The 19,838-nt window shown below is 69.4% G+C and carries 20 protein-coding genes and 2 pseudogenes; 9 read left to right on the forward strand and 13 right to left on the reverse strand.

The features are described from left to right. The first annotated feature begins 17 nt into the window (after nucleotides 1-17). Together NON19_RS24425 and NON19_RS24430 are read left to right on the forward strand one after the other, a co-directional pair. A complete protein-coding gene (locus NON19_RS24425; protein WP_255930763.1) occupies nucleotides 18-98 on the forward strand; it encodes a DALR anticodon-binding domain-containing protein in 81 nt (26 codons plus the stop codon). 175 nt (nucleotides 99-273) lie between these two features. Continuing rightward, entirely contained in the window at nucleotides 274-660 is a 387-nt protein-coding gene (locus tag NON19_RS24430) for a transposase (protein ID WP_255931216.1), read from the forward strand. Here NON19_RS24430 and NON19_RS24435 read toward each other — a convergent pair. The 4 genes from NON19_RS24435 to NON19_RS24450 all read right to left on the reverse strand — a co-directional run bounded on the left by NON19_RS24435 (nucleotide 599) and on the right by NON19_RS24450 (nucleotide 3,027). Then, on the reverse strand, nucleotides 599-1,261 hold the full coding sequence (locus NON19_RS24435; RefSeq protein ID WP_255931217.1) for a cupin domain-containing protein: 663 nt from the start codon (nucleotides 1,259-1,261) through the stop codon (nucleotides 599-601). The two genes, NON19_RS24430 and NON19_RS24435, sit on opposite strands and share 62 nt — an antisense overlap. A gap of 295 nt (nucleotides 1,262-1,556) precedes the next feature. Next, complete coding sequence (locus tag NON19_RS24440; protein ID WP_255931218.1) at nucleotides 1,557-2,441, reverse strand: NAD(P)H-binding protein; 885 nt, start codon at nucleotides 2,439-2,441, stop codon at nucleotides 1,557-1,559. 86 nt (nucleotides 2,442-2,527) lie between these two features. Beyond that, complete coding sequence (locus NON19_RS24445; protein WP_255931219.1) at nucleotides 2,528-2,728, reverse strand: hypothetical protein; 201 nt, start codon at nucleotides 2,726-2,728, stop codon at nucleotides 2,528-2,530. Continuing rightward, nucleotides 2,695-3,027, reverse strand: coding sequence for a YncE family protein (locus tag NON19_RS24450; RefSeq protein ID WP_255931220.1), 333 nt, complete (start codon nucleotides 3,025-3,027; stop codon nucleotides 2,695-2,697). Before NON19_RS24450 ends, NON19_RS24445 begins: the two co-directional genes overlap by 34 nt. Nucleotides 3,028-3,717: 690 nt before the next feature. Here NON19_RS24450 and NON19_RS24455 point away from each other — a divergent pair. Then, nucleotides 3,718-4,646 (forward strand): annotated as a pseudogene (locus tag NON19_RS24455) (LysR family transcriptional regulator). Between the two features lie 447 nt (nucleotides 4,647-5,093). On the opposite strand, the gene NON19_RS24460 reads toward NON19_RS24455, so the two are convergent. Further along, nucleotides 5,094-5,801: a TetR/AcrR family transcriptional regulator gene (locus tag NON19_RS24460; protein WP_255931221.1), complete on the reverse strand. Its 708-nt coding sequence runs from the start codon at nucleotides 5,799-5,801 to the stop codon at nucleotides 5,094-5,096. Nucleotides 5,802-6,110: 309 nt separating this feature from the next. Here NON19_RS24460 and NON19_RS24465 point away from each other — a divergent pair, with 309 nt between their 5' ends. The 4 genes from NON19_RS24465 to NON19_RS24480 all read left to right on the forward strand — a co-directional run bounded on the left by NON19_RS24465 (nucleotide 6,111) and on the right by NON19_RS24480 (nucleotide 10,994). Then, the gene (locus NON19_RS24465) at nucleotides 6,111-7,316 is read left to right on the forward strand and encodes an amidohydrolase family protein (protein WP_255931222.1); all 1,206 of its coding nucleotides are present in this window, start codon (nucleotides 6,111-6,113) and stop codon (nucleotides 7,314-7,316) included. Nucleotides 7,317-7,379: 63 nt separating this feature from the next. Next, nucleotides 7,380-8,942, forward strand: coding sequence for an MDR family MFS transporter (locus tag NON19_RS24470; protein ID WP_255931223.1), 1,563 nt, complete (start codon nucleotides 7,380-7,382; stop codon nucleotides 8,940-8,942). 522 nt (nucleotides 8,943-9,464) lie between these two features. After that, complete coding sequence (locus tag NON19_RS24475) at nucleotides 9,465-9,905, forward strand: lasso peptide biosynthesis B2 protein (protein WP_372514268.1); 441 nt, start codon at nucleotides 9,465-9,467, stop codon at nucleotides 9,903-9,905. 180 nt (nucleotides 9,906-10,085) lie between these two features. Then, complete coding sequence (locus NON19_RS24480; protein WP_255931224.1) at nucleotides 10,086-10,994, forward strand: glycoside hydrolase family 19 protein; 909 nt, start codon at nucleotides 10,086-10,088, stop codon at nucleotides 10,992-10,994. Nucleotides 10,995-11,350: 356 nt separating this feature from the next. Here NON19_RS24480 and NON19_RS24485 read toward each other — a convergent pair whose 3' ends face one another. Next, nucleotides 11,351-12,016 (reverse strand): hypothetical protein, encoded by a 666-nt coding sequence (locus tag NON19_RS24485; protein ID WP_255931225.1) that lies wholly within the window; start codon nucleotides 12,014-12,016, stop codon nucleotides 11,351-11,353. Nucleotides 12,017-12,246: 230 nt separating this feature from the next. Next, complete coding sequence (locus NON19_RS24490; protein ID WP_255931226.1) at nucleotides 12,247-12,402, reverse strand: hypothetical protein; 156 nt, start codon at nucleotides 12,400-12,402, stop codon at nucleotides 12,247-12,249. A gap of 79 nt (nucleotides 12,403-12,481) precedes the next feature. Here NON19_RS24490 and NON19_RS33940 point away from each other — a divergent pair. Then, nucleotides 12,482-13,487, forward strand: a pseudogene (locus tag NON19_RS33940) (IS630 family transposase). Nucleotides 13,488-13,515: 28 nt separating this feature from the next. Here NON19_RS33940 and NON19_RS24505 read toward each other — a convergent pair. Continuing rightward, a complete protein-coding gene (locus tag NON19_RS24505) occupies nucleotides 13,516-14,388 on the reverse strand; it encodes an SDR family oxidoreductase (protein WP_255931227.1) in 873 nt (290 codons plus the stop codon). Between the two features lie 144 nt (nucleotides 14,389-14,532). Between NON19_RS24505 and NON19_RS24510 the strand changes: the two genes are divergently transcribed. Next, nucleotides 14,533-14,937 (forward strand): winged helix-turn-helix transcriptional regulator, encoded by a 405-nt coding sequence (locus NON19_RS24510; RefSeq protein WP_255931228.1) that lies wholly within the window; start codon nucleotides 14,533-14,535, stop codon nucleotides 14,935-14,937. Between the two features lie 368 nt (nucleotides 14,938-15,305). Here NON19_RS24510 and NON19_RS24515 read toward each other — a convergent pair whose 3' ends face one another. The 5 genes from NON19_RS24515 to NON19_RS24535 all read right to left on the reverse strand — a co-directional run bounded on the left by NON19_RS24515 (nucleotide 15,306) and on the right by NON19_RS24535 (nucleotide 19,770). Beyond that, nucleotides 15,306-15,911, reverse strand: a complete 606-nt coding sequence (locus NON19_RS24515; RefSeq protein WP_255931229.1) for an NADase-type glycan-binding domain-containing protein — start codon at nucleotides 15,909-15,911, stop codon at nucleotides 15,306-15,308. 592 nt (nucleotides 15,912-16,503) lie between these two features. Beyond that, on the reverse strand, nucleotides 16,504-17,067 hold the full coding sequence (locus NON19_RS24520; RefSeq protein ID WP_255931230.1) for a phage tail protein: 564 nt from the start codon (nucleotides 17,065-17,067) through the stop codon (nucleotides 16,504-16,506). Then, a complete protein-coding gene (locus NON19_RS24525; protein ID WP_255931231.1) occupies nucleotides 17,064-19,028 on the reverse strand; it encodes a putative baseplate assembly protein in 1,965 nt (654 codons plus the stop codon). Before NON19_RS24525 ends, NON19_RS24520 begins: the two co-directional genes overlap by 4 nt. Next, complete coding sequence (locus tag NON19_RS24530) at nucleotides 19,028-19,462, reverse strand: GPW/gp25 family protein (RefSeq protein ID WP_255931232.1); 435 nt, start codon at nucleotides 19,460-19,462, stop codon at nucleotides 19,028-19,030. The genes NON19_RS24525 and NON19_RS24530 overlap by 1 nt, the downstream gene beginning before the upstream one ends. Continuing rightward, nucleotides 19,459-19,770, reverse strand: coding sequence for a PAAR domain-containing protein (locus NON19_RS24535; protein ID WP_255931233.1), 312 nt, complete (start codon nucleotides 19,768-19,770; stop codon nucleotides 19,459-19,461). Before NON19_RS24535 ends, NON19_RS24530 begins: the two co-directional genes overlap by 4 nt. Nucleotides 19,771-19,838 lie beyond the last annotated feature (68 nt).

Here is a 19,838-nt window from a genome sequence, read left to right on the forward strand (position 1 = left end):
ACCTCACCTGTGCCCGGCTGTGGTTGACGGAAGCCAGCACGCTGGTGCTGCGCAATGGGCTGCGGCTGCTCGGAGTCTCGGCACCGGAGCGAATGTGAGTACGGACCGCTGCCCACTCCCCGCTAAGGGGTCGTGCTCTCCCGGGCGTTTCACCCCGGGGAGGAGGGCGGCTGAGATGTGGCTGATGCTCTGGAAGCCGTACGAGCCGATGGCTAGACGCTACTTGGCTTGGGGGGAGAGGCCGACTGACCTTCCCCTCGTAGCGTAGCGACCATGACTGCAGGGGAAGTTGCTAGTCATGATGGGCAAGCGGCTGAAGTTCGACGGGAGTTCTGTGAGGGGGCTGTGCGGATCGTCATCGAGAGCGGCAAGCCGGTCGCGCAGGTCGCGAAGGAACTGAAGACCAACGAGACTACGCCAGCCAGCTGGGTGTCCCAGGCTCGCAGGTCCAGCGGGGCCGGGCGGGTGGGTGAGAGGGGGGAACTCGCGCGGCTGCGGCGGGAGAACGCGCAGCTGAAGAAGGCGTCGTACGCATCTCCGACTGATCCGATACTCGCGGCGATGCCGTCCGTGTCGAGGGGCGAGGCCCTGGAACTGGTCACTGTTCTGCGGTCGGGATCGGTTCGTGCAGGAAGAGGATCGTGCAGCCCGTCCCGCTGAAGGTCTGGTGCTCGATGGGGTGCGGGTAGTCGACGAAGTCGCCCTTGGACCGGTGCGCCGTGCGCCGGGTGCCGTCGGGGAAGACCAGCTCGTCGTCGGCCTCACCGTCGAGGAACAGGAAACGGTGGGCTGTATGGTGCGGGTGCCGGGGCGAGGAGGAGCCCGGCTCGAAATAGGACAGCCCAACGACCCGCTCGTCGAAGTTCTCGTCGAAAGTGACGTCGAGGAGCAGCCGGAACCACTGGCCCGGACCCGACTCCTGCCACCCCTGCGGGCTGAACACGTCGTCGGCCGGTGCTCCCAGCCGCCTGCCGGTCAGTACGAGGGCCAAGGCGCCGTCGGCGCTGGACACGACGTTCCTGTCCCCGGGCAGCGCGGCGTACGCCCCGCTTCGGTGGTCCGCGGCGCGTCCGGTGCCGTCGGCCGCGATCGAGAGTCGGCCGTCCAGCACGAGAATCCGGTCCTCCGCGGACCCCGTAAGAGCGCATTCGCCTCCCGCCGCGAGACGCAGCAGCGAGAACGAGTCGCCCTGGGCGGAGTTCAACAGCTCTTTCGTCCAGACCCCTGGTACCTGCTCGCCGCCGCTGCGGGTCGCCGCCACCCACCTGACGGGACTGAAAGTTGAGGCATGGCTCGGCATTGTCCTCCTCCGCTGGTCGGCAACCCTGCCAGATCGCACCTGTTCAGTACGCCACCCGATCCGGCGACGTCGGCGCCGCACCGCCCGGCCCGGCTGCGCTGATCCGACCTGCCGCTGCGGTGCCGTGTCAGTGTGGTCCGCCAACAGCAGTTGTCGGAAGGGGTATTCACGAGCCGGGCCGAATTCGCGGTTCGCCGCTAGGCGGGGGCAGGACCGGCGGTGTGCTGACGCCGGTCGTGACCTTCGGTCTGCGGGCTCAGGCCGTCACGGCCGGCTTGAGGATCTCCTCGCACCACTGCCGGAACGTGGTCGGGGTCGTCGACTCCGAGGTGCGCGGTTCGGCGTTGTCGAGGCCCTTGTTCTTGGCGTCGAACATGTCGGCCATCCCCTGCGCCATCCCCTCCGTCATCCCGAAGCCGGTCATGCGCGCCTTGAAAGCCGAGCCCGGAATCTGCTGGTAGGCCACCTCGGTGCCGAGGACGTCGGAGATGATCCGCGCCATGTCGCTGGGCGACAGGTCCTCGGGCCCGAGACAGGCGACCTGGCTCACCCCCTCCCACGCGTCGTTGAGCAGCAGTTGCGCGGCAGCGGCGGCGATGTCGCGGGTGGCGACGGTGGGGGCCTTGAGGTCCGGGTCGATCATCATGGAGAACTTGCCCTGCTCCTTGATCGCACGGGCGTGGTTGAGGAGGTTGTGCATGAAGGACGGGCAGGCCACCGCCCGGAAGGCCACGCCCGATCCGGCGATCAGGTCGCACATCGCCAGGGACGAGGTCACCAGGCCGGCGTGCTCGGCCAGGGGCGTCCCGCGGCCGAGCGCCGTGATGGCCACGACGCGCGGGACGCCGTGCCGGGCGAACGCCTCGGCCGCGGGACGCGTGAAGTCGACGTACGCGGCCTGGGTGCTCGGTGCGTCGCCGTCGTCCGGCGCGAGCCAGAAGACGGCCTCGGCGCCGTTACACGCCCGGTCGATGACAGCGGCGTCGCCGTGCGAGCCCTCGACCACCTCGGCCCGCTCGTGGACCCCGGGTGCGAGGCGCGAGGGGGCGCGGGCAACGAGGCGCAGCGACGCCCCGCGGTCGAGCAGTTCGTCGACGAGCAGACGGCCGATGGTGCTGGTGGGCGCGGTGATGACAATCACGGTTGTGCCTTTCTGGCTCTGGTTGGCGGGTGACGAACGTGGGCGCGCGGCGGCCTGTAGCGAGATCACCCGCCGACGGGGTGGGGTCAGGCCGGGCGCGGGATGTAGGCCAGGCCGTGGGCGCCGGACTCGCCGAACTCGGCGTGGTCAAGACGGGTCAGGTGCTGCAGCGTCTCCAGGTCGACGACGTCGACGGTGGACGAGGCGTAGCAGGCCACATAGGCGATCCGACCGTCGGGAGACGAAGTGATGGTCAGCGAGCAGAGCCCCGCCTCGACCTCGCCCAACTGCTCGCGGGTGTCGGCGGAGAATCCGTGAGGCGACCGGGCGCCATGTGGTTGGTTCCGGACGCCGGGTCGGGTTCCCCGCGCACTTCGCCCACGAGCAGCTTTCCCGTCGAGGCCAGGTGCATCGGCATGGCGGCGTTCTCCATGGGCAGGGTGTCGACGACGGACGCCGTCCGGGTGTCGACGACCTTGATTCCAGGGACCGTTGTCTCCTCGGAGGAGAAGGAGCCCTGGTACGGCGAGGCGACGAAGGCGTGCGTGCCGTCGGCGGAGACGGCGAGTCCCTCACTGCCCGGCACCTCGACCTTCGCGGTGAGGTTCCCCGTTCGAGATCGAGGACCGACACGAACGGCGCCTCCTTGTTGGCGACGTACCCGATGCCTCCGGCCGCATCGATGGCGACCCAGTGCGAGCCGGATGCGTCGGTGTCGATCCTGCCCAGGGGCTGACGGGTCTGGGTGTCGATCACCACGACACCGCCGGGCCGGTCCGCGGAGCCTTCCACGGTGACGTACAGGCGACCACGCGCCGCATCCAGCGCGAGCCCGTGCGGCGCGTGTTCCGGGGCGAGGTCGACGACCTCGACGATGCGGCGGGTGTCGGGGTCGATGACGGTCAGCTCGGTGCGCCGACCGTTGTTCGCGTGGTAGAAGCCCGAGTGGTACGTCGTCGTGCACCACAGCAGCCGCTGGGTTGGGTCGAAGCACAACTCGTGTGGCTCGGCAAGGGTTTCGAGGGAACCGAGGTGCTGGTCGCAGGCGGCGTCGCAGAACGAGACCGAGGGCCCGCTCTGGCTGACGACGGCCACCACATCGCCTTCTCGACAGGCGCGTGGGGACTGTTTCATGGTGAATTCTTCTCCACAGTGGATGGTTGGTCCGGTGTTCTCGCGGACATCTCCGCTCTCCGCACGCGCGGGTCCGGCAACAATGCAAGGATCGGCACTCAATCATTGACTCAGACGCAAAAGTGCAGCTCAGGAGTAACTCGTGGACCTCAACCTGCTGCGCGCCCTGGACGCTCTTCTCCAGGAGAGCAGCGTGACCCGCGCGGCCGAGCGCCTCGGCACGTCACCCGCGGCGGCCAGCCGCACCCTGGCCCGACTCCGGCGTGCCGTGGGCGACCCACTCCTGGTCCGCGCCGGCCAGGGCATGGTCCCCACCCCCAGAGCCCTCGAACTCAGAGAGGAGGTGAGGGCGTTGCTGCGCGGCTGCGACAACGTCCTGCGGCCCGGTGCCGGCTTCGAGGCCTACATCTCCAGCGCACCTTCACCGTGCAGTCCACCGACCTGCTCCCGGCGGGCCTTGCCGGTCCCTTGACCGACCGGATTCGGGCCGAGGCCCCGCACGTGGACGTGGTCTTCCTGCCGGAGGCGCTGGAGGGCGGCCCCGCGCTGCGGCAGGGCTCAGTGGACGTCGAACTCGGCGTCCTCGGACAGCTGGACCCGGAGATCAGAACCCAACCCCTCGTCCAGAGGGTGCTGGTGGGGGTCGCCCGGAGCGGTCACCCCCTCTTCGAGAAGCGGATCGACGTCCGCCGTTTCGCCGCGGCCGACCACATCGGCATCTCCCGGCACGGAAGACGTCTCGGCCCCATCGACCAGGCCCTCGTGAAGCGCGGGCTGCAGCGCCGCATCGCGGTCGTCGTCCCCAGCCACACGAGCGCGATGATCCTCGCCCGGGACACCGACCTCGTCGCCCTCACCCTGGCCGACTGGCTCCCCGAGACCACCGCCGCACTGGGACTGCGCACCTTCCCCATTCCCCTCGACCTGGCACCCCTCGACCTCGGAATGGCCTGGCACCCCCGCAACTCGGCCGATCCCGGGCACCGGTGGTTCCGCGACCACGTGGCAGCCGCCGTCCTGGCCCCGTCAGGGCCGGGGGACGATACGTCTCAGGGGAGCACGGCGTCGTAGAGGCGAAAACGGCGGGCGTGCGCACTCAAGTTCTCACCCGGGCCCGCTCCCACCACCGGGGCGGATGAAGTTTTCGGCGGGGGCAGGAGTCTGCTGCGCGCGGCAGGCGGCCGTTCACAGACGGAACGCGGTTCTATGCGTCTACGCGCTCCGGCAACTTCCCCTGTCCGTCGTCTCGTTGATTTCTTTGCCCGAAGACGGCCGTCTGTGGCTGGCAACGCTGCTCACCATGGCCGGGATGATAGAGGTCGGCGATGCGGCTGTGGGTCCGCGGCGGCGAAACCCCGGGATGGTGCTCGGTGCGGGCGCGGCCGCACTCGTCCCTCTCGGTCGGCGTGGCGGTGGCTGTGCTGACCAGCGCCACTTCGGACGAGATGGGTCGCAGCCTCCGGATGGCACCGCTGCCGCGCGGAGAGATGGCCCAACTCGGCAGCACCACCGGGGCCTTCACGCGGGATGGGTGTCTGGGGCGGGGGCGGGGGCGGTGAGGATGCCGTTGAGGAGGACCTGGAAGGTCCAGGTGCGTCGTTCGCGCGGGCTGCCGGTGAACAGAACGTCGGATGTCGCTGCCAGGTGCGGGTAGCGCTCGGGTGAGGCGGCACGCAGTGCATCGGTGAAGGCGGTCCACTCCTCCCGCGCTTCCGGTGCCTGGCGCCGGCTTCCGTGCTCGGCGGCAGCCGCGGTGGCGAACTGCAGGAGAAGGTCGACGGCCCAGCCGGCGCGTTCGCCTTCGATGCCACCGGACTTGAGGATCGCCAAGAGCCCTTCGAGCAGGGCGAGGTAGTGCTCTCCCCGCGGGCGCGCTACCAGGGCGGAGCGGGCCAGGCTGGGGTGCTCGTACAGGACCTGGATGTAGGACGTGAGGACGTCGATGAGACGCTCGCGCCAGGGCCCGTCTTCCGGCACGGAGCCGAGGTCGACTTCGCCGAGCAACTCGTCGAGGACCGCGGCGTGCAGCTCGGCGGTGTTGCGGAAGTACACGTACAGCGAGGCCGGACCGGTGTCGAGTTCTTGGGCCAGGCGGCGCATCGTCACCCGCTCCAGTCCTTCGCTCCTCATGAGCGCGACCGATGCAGCGACGATCCCGGCGCGACTCAGGGCGGGCTTGGCTGGGCGCTCCCGGCGGCTCTTCGCAGCCTCGGTGCGTGCTGTCATGTGGACAGCTTAACGAACATGTTCGCGGACTCCAAGCGGGGCAACGGCTCATGAGGCTGGCGGCAGGGGCGCTTCGTTGCCTTCGACTGCTGTTGGTTCGCTACAGAGCGTAAGAACGTCCGTTCTCCTGTGTGGAAAAGGCTGAAAAGCGCTCCTGTAACGAACTTGTTCGTAGCGAACATGTTCGTTACGCTGGCCGTGTCAGCGCCCACCTTGAGAGCCGTCACTGAGACTCGTGACGGCCGAACGAGGTCGGACGGGTCTCGGTCCGGCAGGCTTCGGGCGCACGTCAATCACGAGGAGCGGTGCATGTCCACGTTCATTGCGAATGTTCGGATCTTCGACGGCGAACATGTTCGTTCGGAACGGACGGCGGGGATCGAGGGAACCGAGATCGTTTCCGTCGGTCAGGAGCCCCCCAAAGGGGCGGAGGTTGTCGACGGGCGGGGCGGGACGCTGCTACCGGGTCTGATCGACGGCCACGTCCACACCTCGCTGGACGGGCTGAGGCTCGCGCGGATCTTCGGCGTGACCACCGAGCTGGAGATGCAGGGCTACTGGACGCCGCAGCAACGCAAGGAGATCGACGAGGACGACGACCTCGCCGACGTCCGCTCGGCGCTGCTGTCCCTGATGGCGAAGGACGGCCATCCCCACGAGTTGATCGCCGAGCTGGCCGAGCACCGGCCTGGCGGGGGCGGCTGGACACCGCCGTCGGTCTCAACCCCGGCTGAGGCGGTGGCCCACGTCCGGGCGATGGTCAGCCAGGGGGCCGACTACATCAAGGTCATGATCGAAGAAGGCACCGTGATGGGCCACCCCGGGCTGCCCATGATCAGCACGGAGGCGCTCAAGGCCGGCGTGGCGGAGGCGCATCTGCTGGGCAAGAAGGTGATCGCGCACGCGATGACGCTGGCCGCCACCGAGCAGGCAATCGAGGTCGGAGTGGACGGCCTGGCGCACCTGTTCATCGACCGACCGCACACCGAGGAGATCGTCTCGGCGATCGCTGACGCCGGCATCTTCGTCACCCCGTGCTTGGTGATCAGCTCCTCCGTCATGGGAGGCACCGGCCAGGCGCTGGCCGACGACCCGCGGGTGGGCCCCAAGCTGCCGCCTGAGTGGCTTGCCACGCTGCGCGGCACGTTCAACAAGTACCCGCAAGGCAGTCTGGACCAGGTGCTGGCGAGCGTGGCCGCCCTGCACAGCGCACGCGTTGACATCATCGCCGGCACCGACGCCTCCATCCCCGTCCCCACCCACGGCGGGGTGGTGCACGGCGCGAGCCTGCACCACGAACTGCGACTCCTGGTCGAGGCCGGGCTGACGCCCCTGGAAGCGCTGCGCGCCGCCACCTCCGTCCCGGCGCGGCGCTTCGGCCTGGACGACCGCGGTCGGATCGTCCCCGGGGCGCGCGCCGACCTCGTCCTAGTGGACGGTGACCCGACGACCCGCATCGAGGACGGTTTGTCCGTTCGGGCGGTCTGGCGCCGTGGCGCCGTCTCCACCGACTAGCCGTTCAGGCCCGCTCGCCGTCGGGCGACCCGTGCCGCCCCGTTCTGAAAGGAGTGGTCCGCCATGACCACACCCAACTCCGCACCGCCTGACGGGGTTTCCCAGCCCGTCGTCCCCAACAACATCCGCTGGGTGCTGCTCGGCATCATGCTGGCCCTGCTGCTGTCCCAGCTCGACGGCCTGATAGTCGGCACCGCGATGCCCACGATCACGAACGACATCGGCGGTGTGGATAGCCTGTCGTGGGTCGTGACGGCCTACACCCTCACCACCGCCTGCTCCACGCCGATCTGGGGCAAGTTGGGGGACCTGTACAACCGCAAGGCCATGTTCCTGGCCTCCATCGTGGTCTTCCTGGGCGCGTCCGCACTGTGCGGGATGGCCTCGACGATGAACGAGCTCATCATCTTCCGGGCCCTGCAGGGCGTCGGCGCTGGCGGCCTCGGCGCGGGTGCCTTCGCGCTGATCGGCGCCCTGCTGCCGCCCCGGGAACGCGGCCGCTACCAGGGCATGGTCGCCATCGTCATGGCGGTCGGCAGCATCGGCGGCCCGCTGGCGGGCGGCGTCATCACCGGCCACCTCGGCTGGCGCTGGGCCTTCTACATCAACCTGCCCATCGGGCTGATCTGCATCGCGTGGTGCCAACTGCTACTGCACGTCCCGCACACCCGCCGCGGCAAGGTCGTGATCGACTGGCTGGGCATCACCTTGATGACTGCCATGGTCGGCACCATCGTGATGGCGGCCACCTGGGCGGGCAACACGTATGCCTGGGGCTCGTGGCAGATCCTCACGCTCGCCGCGGCCGCGGTGGTCCTGTTCGTTGCCTTCATCGTCTCCCAGCGGCGTTCCACCGAGCCGCTGCTGCCGCTGCGCATCTTCACCGGCAGCCGCAACTTCCCGCTGGCCGCCGTGCTGCTCGTCGTGGCGGGCGTGGCCATGTTCGGCGGCACGCTCTATCTGCCGCTGTACCAGCAGACCGTGCAGGACGCCTCCGCCACCAACTCCGGCCTGCTGTTGCTGCCGATGATGATCGGCACCGTCATCGCCTCCAACATCGCGGGCAAGGTCATGACCAAGACCGGCCACTACAAGATCTTCCCCGTCATCGGCGCGGTCTGCCTCACCATCGGCATGGCCCTGCTGTCCTCGATGGACATCCACACCTCACGAACCGTCACCAGCGCCTACATGGTCCTGGTCGGCGTCGGCACCGGGTTCACCCTGCAGATGGCCAACACCATCGCGCAAAACAGCGTCGAACTCCGTGACATGGGCGCCGCCTCGGCCTCCACCAACCTGTTCCGCACACTCGGCGGCTCCCTGGGGGTCGCGGTGTTCGGCTCCCTGTTCACCCGGGCCATCCAAGGCCACGCCCCGGCCGACGGCGCACCCGGCGAGGGCGCACACTCGGGCGGCTTGGCAGTTGCCCACCTGCCGCGGGCGGCCAAGGACGCCTACCTGCAGGCAGTCGTGCACGGCACCCACCACATCTTCCTTGTGGCCTCGATCGTGGCGGCCGCCGGCCTCGCCGCCGCGGTCCTCATCAAGGAGGTGCCGCTGCGCGGCAAGCCCGCACAGGTGCGTACCGCACCCGGGCCGAAGGTGCGAATGGCAGCGAAGTAGCGCTGGCCTCGGCAAGTGGTCGCGGGCGGCCACTCGTCCGGCCGCGGGCGTGGCTGGCCGGGTGCTCGCCAGCTCGTCCGGCAACTTCGAGGTCCCGGACAGCCAGCCTGGGCCGCGGGGGCAGATGAACGCCTTGTGCGCCCGCAGTCGCCACACCTGCACCGGCGCGTCCGCGCCCACGTTGCTTAGGGTGTCCGTCCAGCCCCCCAGCGCGTCGGCGGGGCGGCGGCCTCGGGCGAGGAGACCCGCGAGGGCGATCGCGTAGAGCTCCCCCCACTTCTACTTCGCTCAGCAATGACGCATGCCACCTACGTTGCCGCCGAAGGGGGTTCAAAAAGCCCCGTGGAAATCCGTTTCCGACCAGCGGGGACAACGCACACGATCTGGACGCTGCGGGAGATGACCGAGACGGTGCTTATGGAGATTGAGTCGGCTCACGCCTGATCGTTGTGCGAAGTCCTGGGACACCGGGGTCCGTCCGCTCCCGGCATCTCCCCATGGCGGCAAGGCGGTTGGCGCATCGTGCACGCCCGCGCGACGACTCGGTTCATCGGCGTCACGTCTGGGTGGTCGTATCGGCGCGCGGGGCGGGCGTACCTCGCGGTCGCCACGGCTCGACTGCTGACCACACTGCCGCCCGCACACATCCGGACGGCCTTGCGCATCGCCCGCTGCAGCGCCGCACCAGCCGATGTCGCACAGGCGCAGGCCGCCCGCGACGCCGTCGTTGCCGTCAGCACTCGCTGCGCGGGGCAGGGCTGCCTGCAACGGTCCCTGGCCACAACATTGTTGTGCCGTCTCGGCGGCACCTGGCCCACCTGGTGTACCGGCGTGCGCACCGTTCCCTTCCGCGCCCACGCATGGGTGGAGGTCGATGAGGTGCCCGTCGGTGAACCCACCCCTCCCGGCTACTACACCCCCACCCTCACGGTCCCCTGTCGATCTCGTCCAGAGCGCGCCTGAACAGTCGTGCAAGTCCGAGCTACCACAGCTGAACGGGGTCCGGCCCCACCAACTACCGGCCAATGCCGGGTAGTTGGAGAAGCTTTACCGGTCTCCACCTTGACTGGTCCAGACCAGTGTGGGTTGAGTGGTGCACGCTCGTCGAGCCAGCGTCCCCCCACGCAGTAAAGGAGTGATCACGTGTTGAAACGGCGCGTCACAGGTTTACTCGCCGCGCTCGCGGTGGCCGCCACCATGGCAGTCGCCCTGCCCGTGTCCGCGTCCACCGCCTCGGCGGCACCACGCCAGGCGCTGAGCTGCGGCAACTACCCAGACTGGGTCGCCGGCAGGTCGTACGTCGCCGGGGACATCGTCAGATACTCCAACGGCCAGTACTACCGGGCCAGTCACGACAACCCGGGCTATGACCCCACTATCAGCACCTGGTACTGGGACCCTTACAGCTGCAGCGGTCCAGGGTCCGGTTCTTCGGGATTCGTGGTGAGCGAGGCCCAGTTCAACCAGATGTTCCCCAACCGGAATCCCTTCTATACCTACAGTGGGTTGACCGCCGCCCTCAGCGCGTACCCCGGCTTCGCCACCACTGGCGGCGACACCGTCCAGAAGCAGGAGGCAGCGGCCTTCCTCGCCAACGTCGCCCACGAGACCGGCGGTTTGCAGTACGTGGTGGAACAGAACACCGCGAACTACTCCCACTACTGCGACTACAGCCAGCCCTACGGCTGTCCGGCCGGGCAGTCTGCCTACTATGGCCGCGGTCCGCTCCAACTGAGCTGGAACTTCAACTACAAGGCGGCCGGGGACGCCCTCGGCATCGACCTGCTCGACAACCCGTACCTGGTACAGAACGACTCCGCGGTGGCGTGGAAGACCGCCCTGTGGTTCTGGGACACCCAGAACGGCGCGGGCAGCATGACCGCCCACAACGCCATGGTCAACGGCGTCGGCTTCGGGGAGACCATCCGTAGCATCAACGGCAGTGTGGAGTGCAACGGCGGCAACCCCGCCGAGGTACAGGATCGCATCAACTACTACCAGAGCTTCACACAGATCCTCGGTGTCACCCCCGGCGGCAACCTGGGTTGCTGACCCGGCCGAAGGCGCCCCAAGGTCGAGTGTGGTTGTCGTCGCACCCCGCCCCCTGCGCGGCCTGGCGGACCTGTGGACGAAGAAGCCGCCGATCACCTGCTGCTCGACATCCTGGTGACCAACCCGCGTGACACCGCCGGGGTGGGTGCGAGAAATGCGCGAGCGCGGGAGAGCACGGCATCAGGACGCCGGGCTGTCCGCAGCGGTCTTGACCGCCACACGGGACGGGCCGAGGAGGGGGCGCCGAAGACCAGCCTGAGCTTCGCTCGGCCAGGATGGCTCTCCCCGGCCCCCCGATACGTCGAGGAGAGAAGCCTGCGGGGCCTCGCACGGCGCGGGGTGCGCGGTGCGGGGTCTTACGGGTGGTACTTCTCCTCGACCGTCTCGGCACCGCCGGACTTGGGGTTCATGGTGACGCGGACGGTCACACTGCTGGTCTTCGCAGCCGTCTCCAGCTGGTCCACGGTGCACTTCGACGTGCCATAGCCGTCGTGGCCCATGGTCACGCGGCCGTCGGTGCCGGAGCAGATCGCGGCCGCGCCGAGGATCTGCGTGGCGTTGGAGACCAAGAATGCCTGCTCCGTGCCGCCGCCCTGGGGCTTGACGATCAGCTTGCCGGGCGCGAGGTACTCCAGCGTGCCGACAATCGTGCGATGGTCACCCGCGTTGGCGACGCCGCTCCCGGCAGAGGCGGACACCGGCGGGCAGTAGCCGGTCTGCTCGCCAATGGCGTTGATCTCGGCGTTGGACCTTGTGTCTCCCGCGTAGTCGATCTGGTTGGTGCAGCTTATCCCAGGTTTCTTGGGGGTACCTGACGGCCTGGCGTGGTCGGAGCCGTGGCTGGCCTTGACACCGGATTGGGAACCGGATTGTCCAGAACTCGTGGACGCGGACGAACTCGTGGACGCGGAGGAACTGGCGGAGGATGAGGCGCTGTCGGTGCCGTCGTTGCTGCATGCCGTGAGCGACAGGCCGACAGCTAAGGCGGCAAGGGTAAGCGCCGAGATCTTCCGAACGGACATCTTTTCTCCTTTGGATGGGGTGTGCTCCCGGTGAACACGCCCGCTGACTATTCAGACCGAACCTCTGTCAGATGCGTTGCAGGCAAAGGGTCGTTAAGACACACCTGTGACATGGATGGCGTATGCACACTCACCATGCTGCGGAACCCGACCGGGAGAGAGATCCGCTACCGTCGAACTTCGCCGTCGACCGCGTGGATCCGCGGAAGCACCCATCCGCTGGTAGGACTTCAGCAGCGCCAGCAGCGCCAGCTGATGGCCGCCGGAGTTGGTCCGTGCCTCGCCCACTCCACCTCCTCCCGGCTCGGCGCGAAGAACAGGTGCAGCTCACGTGCGGTGATCAGCCGCTTGAACCACGGATACGCGGTCCGCTCGATCGCCGTCATCCCTGAAGTCCTCTACTGGGGTTGAACTCGTGATGTCGTAGGGACTGATGGCTCGTCGTCCGTGCGGTATCACCGGAGCATGCGGTATCCACAAGGAGGCGGGGTGACTGCCGAACGGCAGTAGTTTCGCGAGCAGTTACGGCTCAAGGCAGCCGAACGGTTCGCCCAGGGCGAGGCGAGCACGGTCATCGCCAAGGCCCTGCGCATCAACGTCCGCTCGGTACAACGGTGGCGGCAGAAGCGGGAGGAGGGCGGTCCTCGGGCCCTGCGGTCGCAGGGGCCGGCATCGCTGCCGAGGCTGAGCCAGGAACAGTTCGCGCAACTAGAGGCGGAGCTGGCCAAGGGGTCGGCTGCGCACGGCTGGGAGGACCAGCGTTGGACACTGGCGCGGACTGCTGGCGCGTAACGGCTGGTCCTGGCAGGTCCCGGCCCGACGGGCCATGGAGCGGGACGACGAGGCGGTGGCCGGCTGGGGCAAGGAGGTGTGGCCCTGCGCGGAAGACTTGCGGCGGTCCGTGGAGCCTGGCTCGTCTTCGAGGACGAAGCCGGATTCTCCATGACGCCGCCGCACGCGAAGACCTGGTCACAGCGCGGCCGGACCCCGGTGGTGCGGCTCCGCGGCCGCTCCCGCAGACGGATCTCCATCGCCGCGCTGACCTGCTACAAACCCGGTCACCGCTCCAGGCTCATCTACCGGCCCCGCCATGACGACGGCCGTCGCGATGGGCGCAAAAGCTTCTCCTGGCGCGACTACCGGGACCTGTTGATCGCAGCACACCAGCAGCTCGGCGGCCCGATCGTTCTCGTCTGGGACAACCTCAACGTCCACAAGGCCGCCGACCTGCGAAAGTTCGCCGAGACCCGGGACTGGCTGGCCATCTGCTATCTGCCGCCCTACGCGCCCGACCTCAACCCCGTCGAGGGGATCTGGTCCCTCCTGCGACGCGGCTGGCTCTCCAACGTCGCTCAGCACCCCCGAACACCTCGTCCAGCGCATCCGGCGCGGCCTACGGCACATCCAGTACCGCAGCGAACTCCTAGACGGCTGCCTCGCCGAGACCGGCCTGACGATCAGACTCACCTGAGGAACCCGGCCACATCACGAGTTCAACCTCAGTAATGCAGGGCGGCCGCGAGTGCCTCGGCCAGGGTCATGGGCGGTCGGCCGATCAGGCGGCGCAAGTCGCCAGAGTCGGTGTACATCTCGCCGTGGCTCATGCCGCGGTCAGCGTCAGCGAGGACCTCCGCCAGCTCGGCGGGTAGGCCCGCGGCGGCCAGTGCCTGGGCGAAGTCGGTCACCGGGAGGTCAGCGTAGGTAACCTGCCTTCCGGCCACAGCGGAGATCGCGGTGGCGAGCTCGGTGAGGGTGAAGGATTCGTCGCCGCCGAGCTCGTACACGGTGCCGGTGTGGCCTTCGGCGGTGAGGACGACCGCTGCGGCCTCGGCGTAGTCGGCGCGGGACGCGGCGCTGATACGCCCCTCGCCTGCCGCGCCGACGACGGCGCCGTTCTGCAGGATCTGCGGCAGTTGGCTGGTGTAGTTCTCCAGGTACCAGCTGTTGCGCAGCAGCACGCTGGGGATTCCGCGGTCCAGCAGATACTCCTCGGTCTCGCCGTGCGTGGCACCGATGACGGTGGTGGCCGTGTCCGCGTGCGTCGTGCTCGTGTACGCCACCAGCGACACGCCTGCGGACGCTGCGGCGTCGATCACGCGGCGGTGGTTGGCGACTCGATCGCCCACGGGGACCGAGGCCGAGATCAGCAGCAGCCTGTCCGCCCCCGCGAATGCCTCGGCCAGGCCGTCGGTGTCCGCGAAGTCGGCGCGGCGTACCGTGATGCCTCGGTCGGCCAGGTCCTTGATCCTGGTGATGTCCCGGCCGGTCGCGATGATGTCCGCGGCCGGGATCCCGCGCCGCAGCAGTGCCTCGACGGTGAGCCTGCCCAACTGGCCGGTGGCTCCGGTGACGACGATCGCCATGATGGTCATTCCTTCCTTCCGCGCGTGCCTCGCACGCCTGCCGCGGTCCGTCCGCGGCTGGATGGAACACAGACTGACCTAGATACTCTCTGCTGGGGAGTAGCCACTTCTTGGTAGGGTACTTACTGGACCGATAGCATTGAGGTGAGCCGTATGGCTGCTGTGGAAAACGTGACCGGGCCCCTACCGTCATTCGATCCGTACGAGCGCGGCTGCCCGTCGAGGGACCTGCTTGACCAGATCGGCAGCAAGTGGGCGGTCCTCGTGCTGGGCGAACTCGGCCGGAACGGGACCTCCCGGTTCGGCCAGCTCCGGCAGGCGCTCGCGGGCGTGAGCGAGAAGATGCTCACCCAGACGCTGCGCACCCTCGAACGCGACGGGCTGGTCAGTCGTACCGTCTACCCAGAGGTGCCGCCGCACGTGGAGTATGAGCTGACCCCGCTCGGCCAGACGCTGCGGGAACCGCTGAAGGCGCTCACGGAGTGGTCCGTGCTGCACATCGAAGAAGTCATCACCGCCCGCGAAGAGTACGACGACCGCACTGAGCGCACCAGGTAATCGGCGGCGGCCGGCGGTCTGGTCATAAACGGCTGCCTCGCCGAGACCGACCCGACAATCAGACTGACCTGAGCAACCCGGCGACATCACGAGTTCAACCTCAGTAACCCGACGCCAGAAGTCAACGCGAGCGACGCACGCCCGCACTGGCGTGGCGAGCTGGATCACTTCCTGCGCCTGGGCGAGTTGATTCCCGGCCAAAGGCGAAGTCTCGGCCCGAACCTTGTGTCCTGCGAACAGCGAGCGGGTGGGCGGGAACCAAGGGGACCAGCGACCTACGAGGCGTGTAGGAATGCCGAACTTCGGCTCTGCTGGGGCGAAGTGACGTCACGGGCGTATGTTTCTCCCGCCTCCGGGGCGCGGTCCCGTCAGCTGCGCTTGAAGAACTCGACCTCCGCCAGGGCGATATGGCGCCCGGGACCCGTACCCGCCGCCGAGCGCACGATGAGTTGGACCGTGACGACGTCGCTGATGCCCGTCGGCACGGTCTGCGGCCCCGGCTTGTCGTTGAGCGTGATCGCCTTGTGCGCCACCTGCCCCTTCGATGTGATCGTGACGAGGTCGACAGCGATGGGCCGCGCCTCGCTGTGGTACACCTGAGGGTCCGTCGACGCTCCATTGGTCACCACGAGGTCCACTAGGCGGAACGGCGCCAGGAACCTGAACGTCAGCGAGTCGCCGACCGCGGGGGCGCCCCAATAGCTGTTGCTGAAACCGTCCGTGGCGTTGCTCGCCGGGTGACCGGGGACCTCGGAGCTTGCGGTGACCTTGGACGGGCTGACGGCCGTCGCGCCGCTGAGCTTGTCGCGGGTGTCCTCGAAAAGGGAGCGCCCCGCGGGCAGCAGTAAGAAGCCCCCTACGGCGAGGGCGGCCAGGACGGCCAGCGTCACGACCGCGCGGAACAGACGCCCCGAGCCGCCGCGCACCCGGCGACGGAACGGCCAGTGGGTGCGCCACCACGGCAGTGGGACCACCGGCGCGCGCGCCTGGAGCGGCGCGGCGCAGCGCCGACAGAACTTTCGCCCGGGCTGGTTCGGAGTGCCGCACGCCGAGCAGGGCGGACCGTCCGTCTCGCGCACCTGGGCGGGCCGCACGACCGGACGCGCCGCCACGGGCTTCGCGGGCTGGACGGCGGTGATGGGGGCGAGAGCGTCGGAGGCCGACTGCGACGGAACGGGAGGGGCCGGTTTGGTGGGTGATGCCGGGGTCGGCTGCGCCTGTGGCGCAACGGGCTCGGCGGGGCCGACAGGCACGGCGCGAGGGGCACTACTGGCGGGACCGGCAGGACCAGCGGATTGAGGAACTGCATCCGCGGCGGTGCCGGGTGTGCTCTGCGGTGCGTTGCCCGGCGCGGTCGCCGCGTTGTCTGCGGGCATCGCCGTGTCGATCCCCGGGGCAGGGGGGTTCGCCGGGGCGGCTGCCGCCCCGGCACCGGTTCGCGATGCCGCTGTGCAAGCCCCCGACCCGCCGCTGTCCAGGGACCACCCCAGGTAAGAGCCGCAGTTGCCGCAGAAGTCGTCCGTCTCACCGTTGGCGGCTCCGCACGCCGGACAAGAGCGCATGCCGTCAGTTCCCTTCGTGTGCGGGCGGTCGGGGCAGGATCTCGACCCGGCAGGTGACATGGACGGGGCAGGCCGCCCGCACGATGTCGAGCACCTCGGCCTCGTCCACGGTGGCGGTCCGCCCCGGCCGCACGCGGACCACGACTTCACCGGCAGCCCCTGCGGGCAGCTGCGAACCCGCAGTTGCCGACCAGGTCGCGCCCCCGCCGTCGATGACCTCCGCCTCCACGCCCAGGCCCTGGCGGAGCCGTTCGACGAGTCCGCGCCGGGTGCCGCGCCTGCGGTGCAGCTCCATGGCGCGCACGACGATGTCGCGGCGACGCTCTTCGGGCCACTCCGGCTCGACGGCGGTGCCCACCCAGGAGGACAGCCACTCGACGAAGTCCGACGGCGCCAGCCGCGGATCGAGGTACGCGGGCAGGTTGTCGAGCGTGGACAGGACAGGCGCCAGGACCGTGTCGAGCCCGGCGGTGAACCGCTGTGCGAGATCGTCGTCGGCGTACAGCGCGGGCAGCAGCCCGCCGATGGGATGGCGGCTCACAAGCCCCTCAATCGCGGCCCTGGTCATCGCTGGACTCCACCCAAGTCCGCCTCGTTGACGACCACTTGGTGCTGGTATGAGAACACCAGCTCGTGTGCCGCGACGTCGATCCGCTCGGCCGGCGCGCCGCGCCGCCCGGTGATCGGGTCGGCGGGGAACAGCCGGACCTCCTCCACCAGGCCGCTCCCGGCGACCCGCTGGAGCACCCCGAAGACCTCCCCGTACTGAACGGGTCTGCCGAACGCCCAGCCGTTCCCGGCCGTCCCGCCGCGCAGCGGGTTGAGGTGGCGGTACAGCGCCGCGAGCGCGGCCTCGCGCACCCGGTCCGCCTGACCGGCGGGCACCACCAGCCGGGCGACCACCGTGACGCCCTGGTAGGCGGGCGGCTCCACGACGAGACGCGTCCCGATGAGGCGCCGCTCATCCAGCTGGGTCGCGATCGCGCTCAACACCTGTTCGGAGGGGATCAGTTGCTCGAAGCGCAACCGGTCGCCGTCGTCCGCGACCGCCTCGGGCACCACAAGCACCCGCACCGCACCGCCCTCACCGGCGGTGGCGGGCACACAGCGCACCCGGCGCACCGACGGCGCGGCCTGCCGAGCCACGATCTCGTAGTCCTCGGCGGTGACGGCACGCTCCTGCATACGCAACGCGTTCGGCGCCCGCAGCTTCGCGTTGTCGACGCTCTCCCCGTCGACGCCGCCGCGCGCCGCCTCCCGGTTCTCCACCCGGGCGACGTACGGAACGGAGCTGCGCAGCACGGAAATCGCGCCGCGCGCGACGTTCCCGCCCGCCCCGCCGCCGGTCCGATAGCGGAGCACCCGTACGTGCGCGCCCTTCTCGGGCACGGCGCCGTACGTGCGCAACGATCCGTCGGGCTCGCGTACGGCGGGCGGGAACGCGAACGTGCCCGAAGTCGCGTCGATCACCACGTGACGGTCGTCCGGCGACGAGTTGCCGAAGTGCTCGACCGCCCGCCACGTCTGCCAGCCCTGGTCCGAGGACACCTCGACGACGGGCGGCTCCCCGTCGAGCAGGATCGGCGGCCGGGCCACGGAGAACCGCTGGCCCGCGACCCCCTCGGATATCCCGAGGGACACGTCGGTGACGGTCTCCGCGTGCTCGACGGGCGCCGTGCCGCCGACGGTGAACACCTCAGCCTCGCGGACCGTCGGTGACTCCGAGTAGAACGGCTGCCCAGGCTCCGGCTCCGTGACCCGGCAGCGCAGCCAGCCCCCGCGGGTGCCCGCGACCACCGAAGCGGTGTGCCCCGGCGGAACGTAGACGATCACCTCGCCCGGCCGGTTGAGCCCGCCGGTCGTGTCGGAGCCGGTCTCACAGGGCAGCCAGCGCGCGCCGTCCCACGCCTCCCACACCAGCGGCGGCTGGCGCGGGTCGACGCCGACGCCCTCGACGCGGCTGTCGAGGTGTATGGAGAGGATGCACCGGGGGACGGCGGCGGGCAGCCTGAACAGCATCGCGTCACCGGGCGCGGGGGCGGCCTGGAAGCATCGGATGTCCCGGGCCTCGGCGAGCGCCGTCGTGCGGTCCGTCTGCTCCCCGCTGACCGGCGCCGTCACCAGGCGGGTCAACTCACTGGGCAGGATGGGAAGTTCCTCGGTGGTGGCGAACACCACTCCTTCGTCGGACTCGCTGCGTGCCGTCGCGACCTCGGTCCCGGCCCGCAGCGTCACCGTCTCGGGCTGCGGCGCCGACAGCCAGAAGTCGACTTCGGCGGTGGCCGCCGCAGGCGGGAACAGCCGGATGCCGAGCAGGTCGAGGAACGCCGAATAGTTCTTCTCCGGCACCCGGTTGAGGCGGTACAGGAGCTGGTCGACCATGTACGCGAACGTCTCGATCAGCGTCACGCCTGGGTCCGAGACGTTGTGGTCGGTCCACTCCGGGGCGCGCTGTTGCACGTACCGCTTGGCTTCGTCGACGAGTTGCTGGAAGCGGCGGTCGTCCAGATTCGGTGAGGGCAGGGCCATCAGCTCGCCTCTCCGTACGAGGCGCCGTCCACGGCGCCCTCTTGGGAGGGGATCGTGTAGAAGGGGAAGACCAGGTTGCGGCGGTCGTTGGTGGATCGCACCGTGTACCGCACGTCGATGTAGAGGACGCCATCGTCCACCGCGTCGAACGCGATGGCCACGTCGTTCACCTCGATACGCGGCTCCCAGCGTTCCAGGGCCACGCGCACCTCCTGGGCGATGAGCCCGGCGGTGGCGCCGTCGCCCGGCGCGAAGACGTAGTCGTGGATGCCGCACCCGAACTCGGGCCGCATCGGCCGCTCGCCCGGGGCGGTGCCGAGCACGAGCCGTATGGCCTCCTCGATCTCCCGGTCCCGCTCGACCATGCCGATGCCGCCGGTGGGGCCCACGCGCAGTGGGAAGCCCCAGCCGCGCCCGATGAACTTCTCGCTCACGCCACCCCCCCGATCAGGACGTTGAACGCGCCGGTCACGATCTGCGCCCCGCAGGTCGTTTTGTCCTGCATGCGGGCGGCGGGCAGCCCGCCGATGAGCACCTCGCCGGTCAGGAGCCCGGCCGGATTGGGCAAGACCAGGTTCGCCGGGCCCAGCTCCACGTGGGGCACGCACTCATGGAGGCTGCCGACGACGGCGGCGGGGCGGCCCCCGATGAGCACGGTGGCGACCGCGAGCGCCCCCGGGGGCGGGGTGGCGATGATGCCGCCGTGGTTGGTGGCGTCGCCCGTGCGGGCTGCGGGGGGCATGGTCTTCTCTCCTTGCCGGTCCGGATGGCCGTCCACGGATGGCCGATGATGAGTTGGTCAACAGCCGG

The organism is Streptantibioticus rubrisoli (assembly GCF_024436055.1).
Lineage (GTDB): Bacteria > Actinomycetota > Actinomycetes > Streptomycetales > Streptomycetaceae > Streptantibioticus_A > Streptantibioticus_A rubrisoli.

Coding starts and splice junctions, on each gene's coding strand:
- NON19_RS24430 (WP_255931216.1), top strand. CDS start 274: ATGACTGCAGGGGAAGTTGCTAGTCATGATGGGCAAGCGGCTGAAGTT.
- NON19_RS24460 (WP_255931221.1), bottom strand. CDS start 5,801: ATGACAGCACGCACCGAGGCTGCGAAGAGCCGCCGGGAGCGCCCAGCC.
- NON19_RS24465 (WP_255931222.1), top strand. CDS start 6,111: ATGTCCACGTTCATTGCGAATGTTCGGATCTTCGACGGCGAACATGTT.
- NON19_RS24470 (WP_255931223.1), top strand. CDS start 7,380: ATGACCACACCCAACTCCGCACCGCCTGACGGGGTTTCCCAGCCCGTC.
- NON19_RS24485 (WP_255931225.1), bottom strand. CDS start 12,016: ATGTCCGTTCGGAAGATCTCGGCGCTTACCCTTGCCGCCTTAGCTGTC.
- NON19_RS24490 (WP_255931226.1), bottom strand. CDS start 12,402: ATGACGGCGATCGAGCGGACCGCGTATCCGTGGTTCAAGCGGCTGATC.
- NON19_RS24505 (WP_255931227.1), bottom strand. CDS start 14,388: ATGACCATCATGGCGATCGTCGTCACCGGAGCCACCGGCCAGTTGGGC.
- NON19_RS24510 (WP_255931228.1), top strand. CDS start 14,533: ATGGCTGCTGTGGAAAACGTGACCGGGCCCCTACCGTCATTCGATCCG.
- NON19_RS24520 (WP_255931230.1), bottom strand. CDS start 17,067: ATGACCAGGGCCGCGATTGAGGGGCTTGTGAGCCGCCATCCCATCGGC.
- NON19_RS24525 (WP_255931231.1), bottom strand. CDS start 19,028: ATGGCCCTGCCCTCACCGAATCTGGACGACCGCCGCTTCCAGCAACTC.
- NON19_RS24535 (WP_255931233.1), bottom strand. CDS start 19,770: ATGCCCCCCGCAGCCCGCACGGGCGACGCCACCAACCACGGCGGCATC.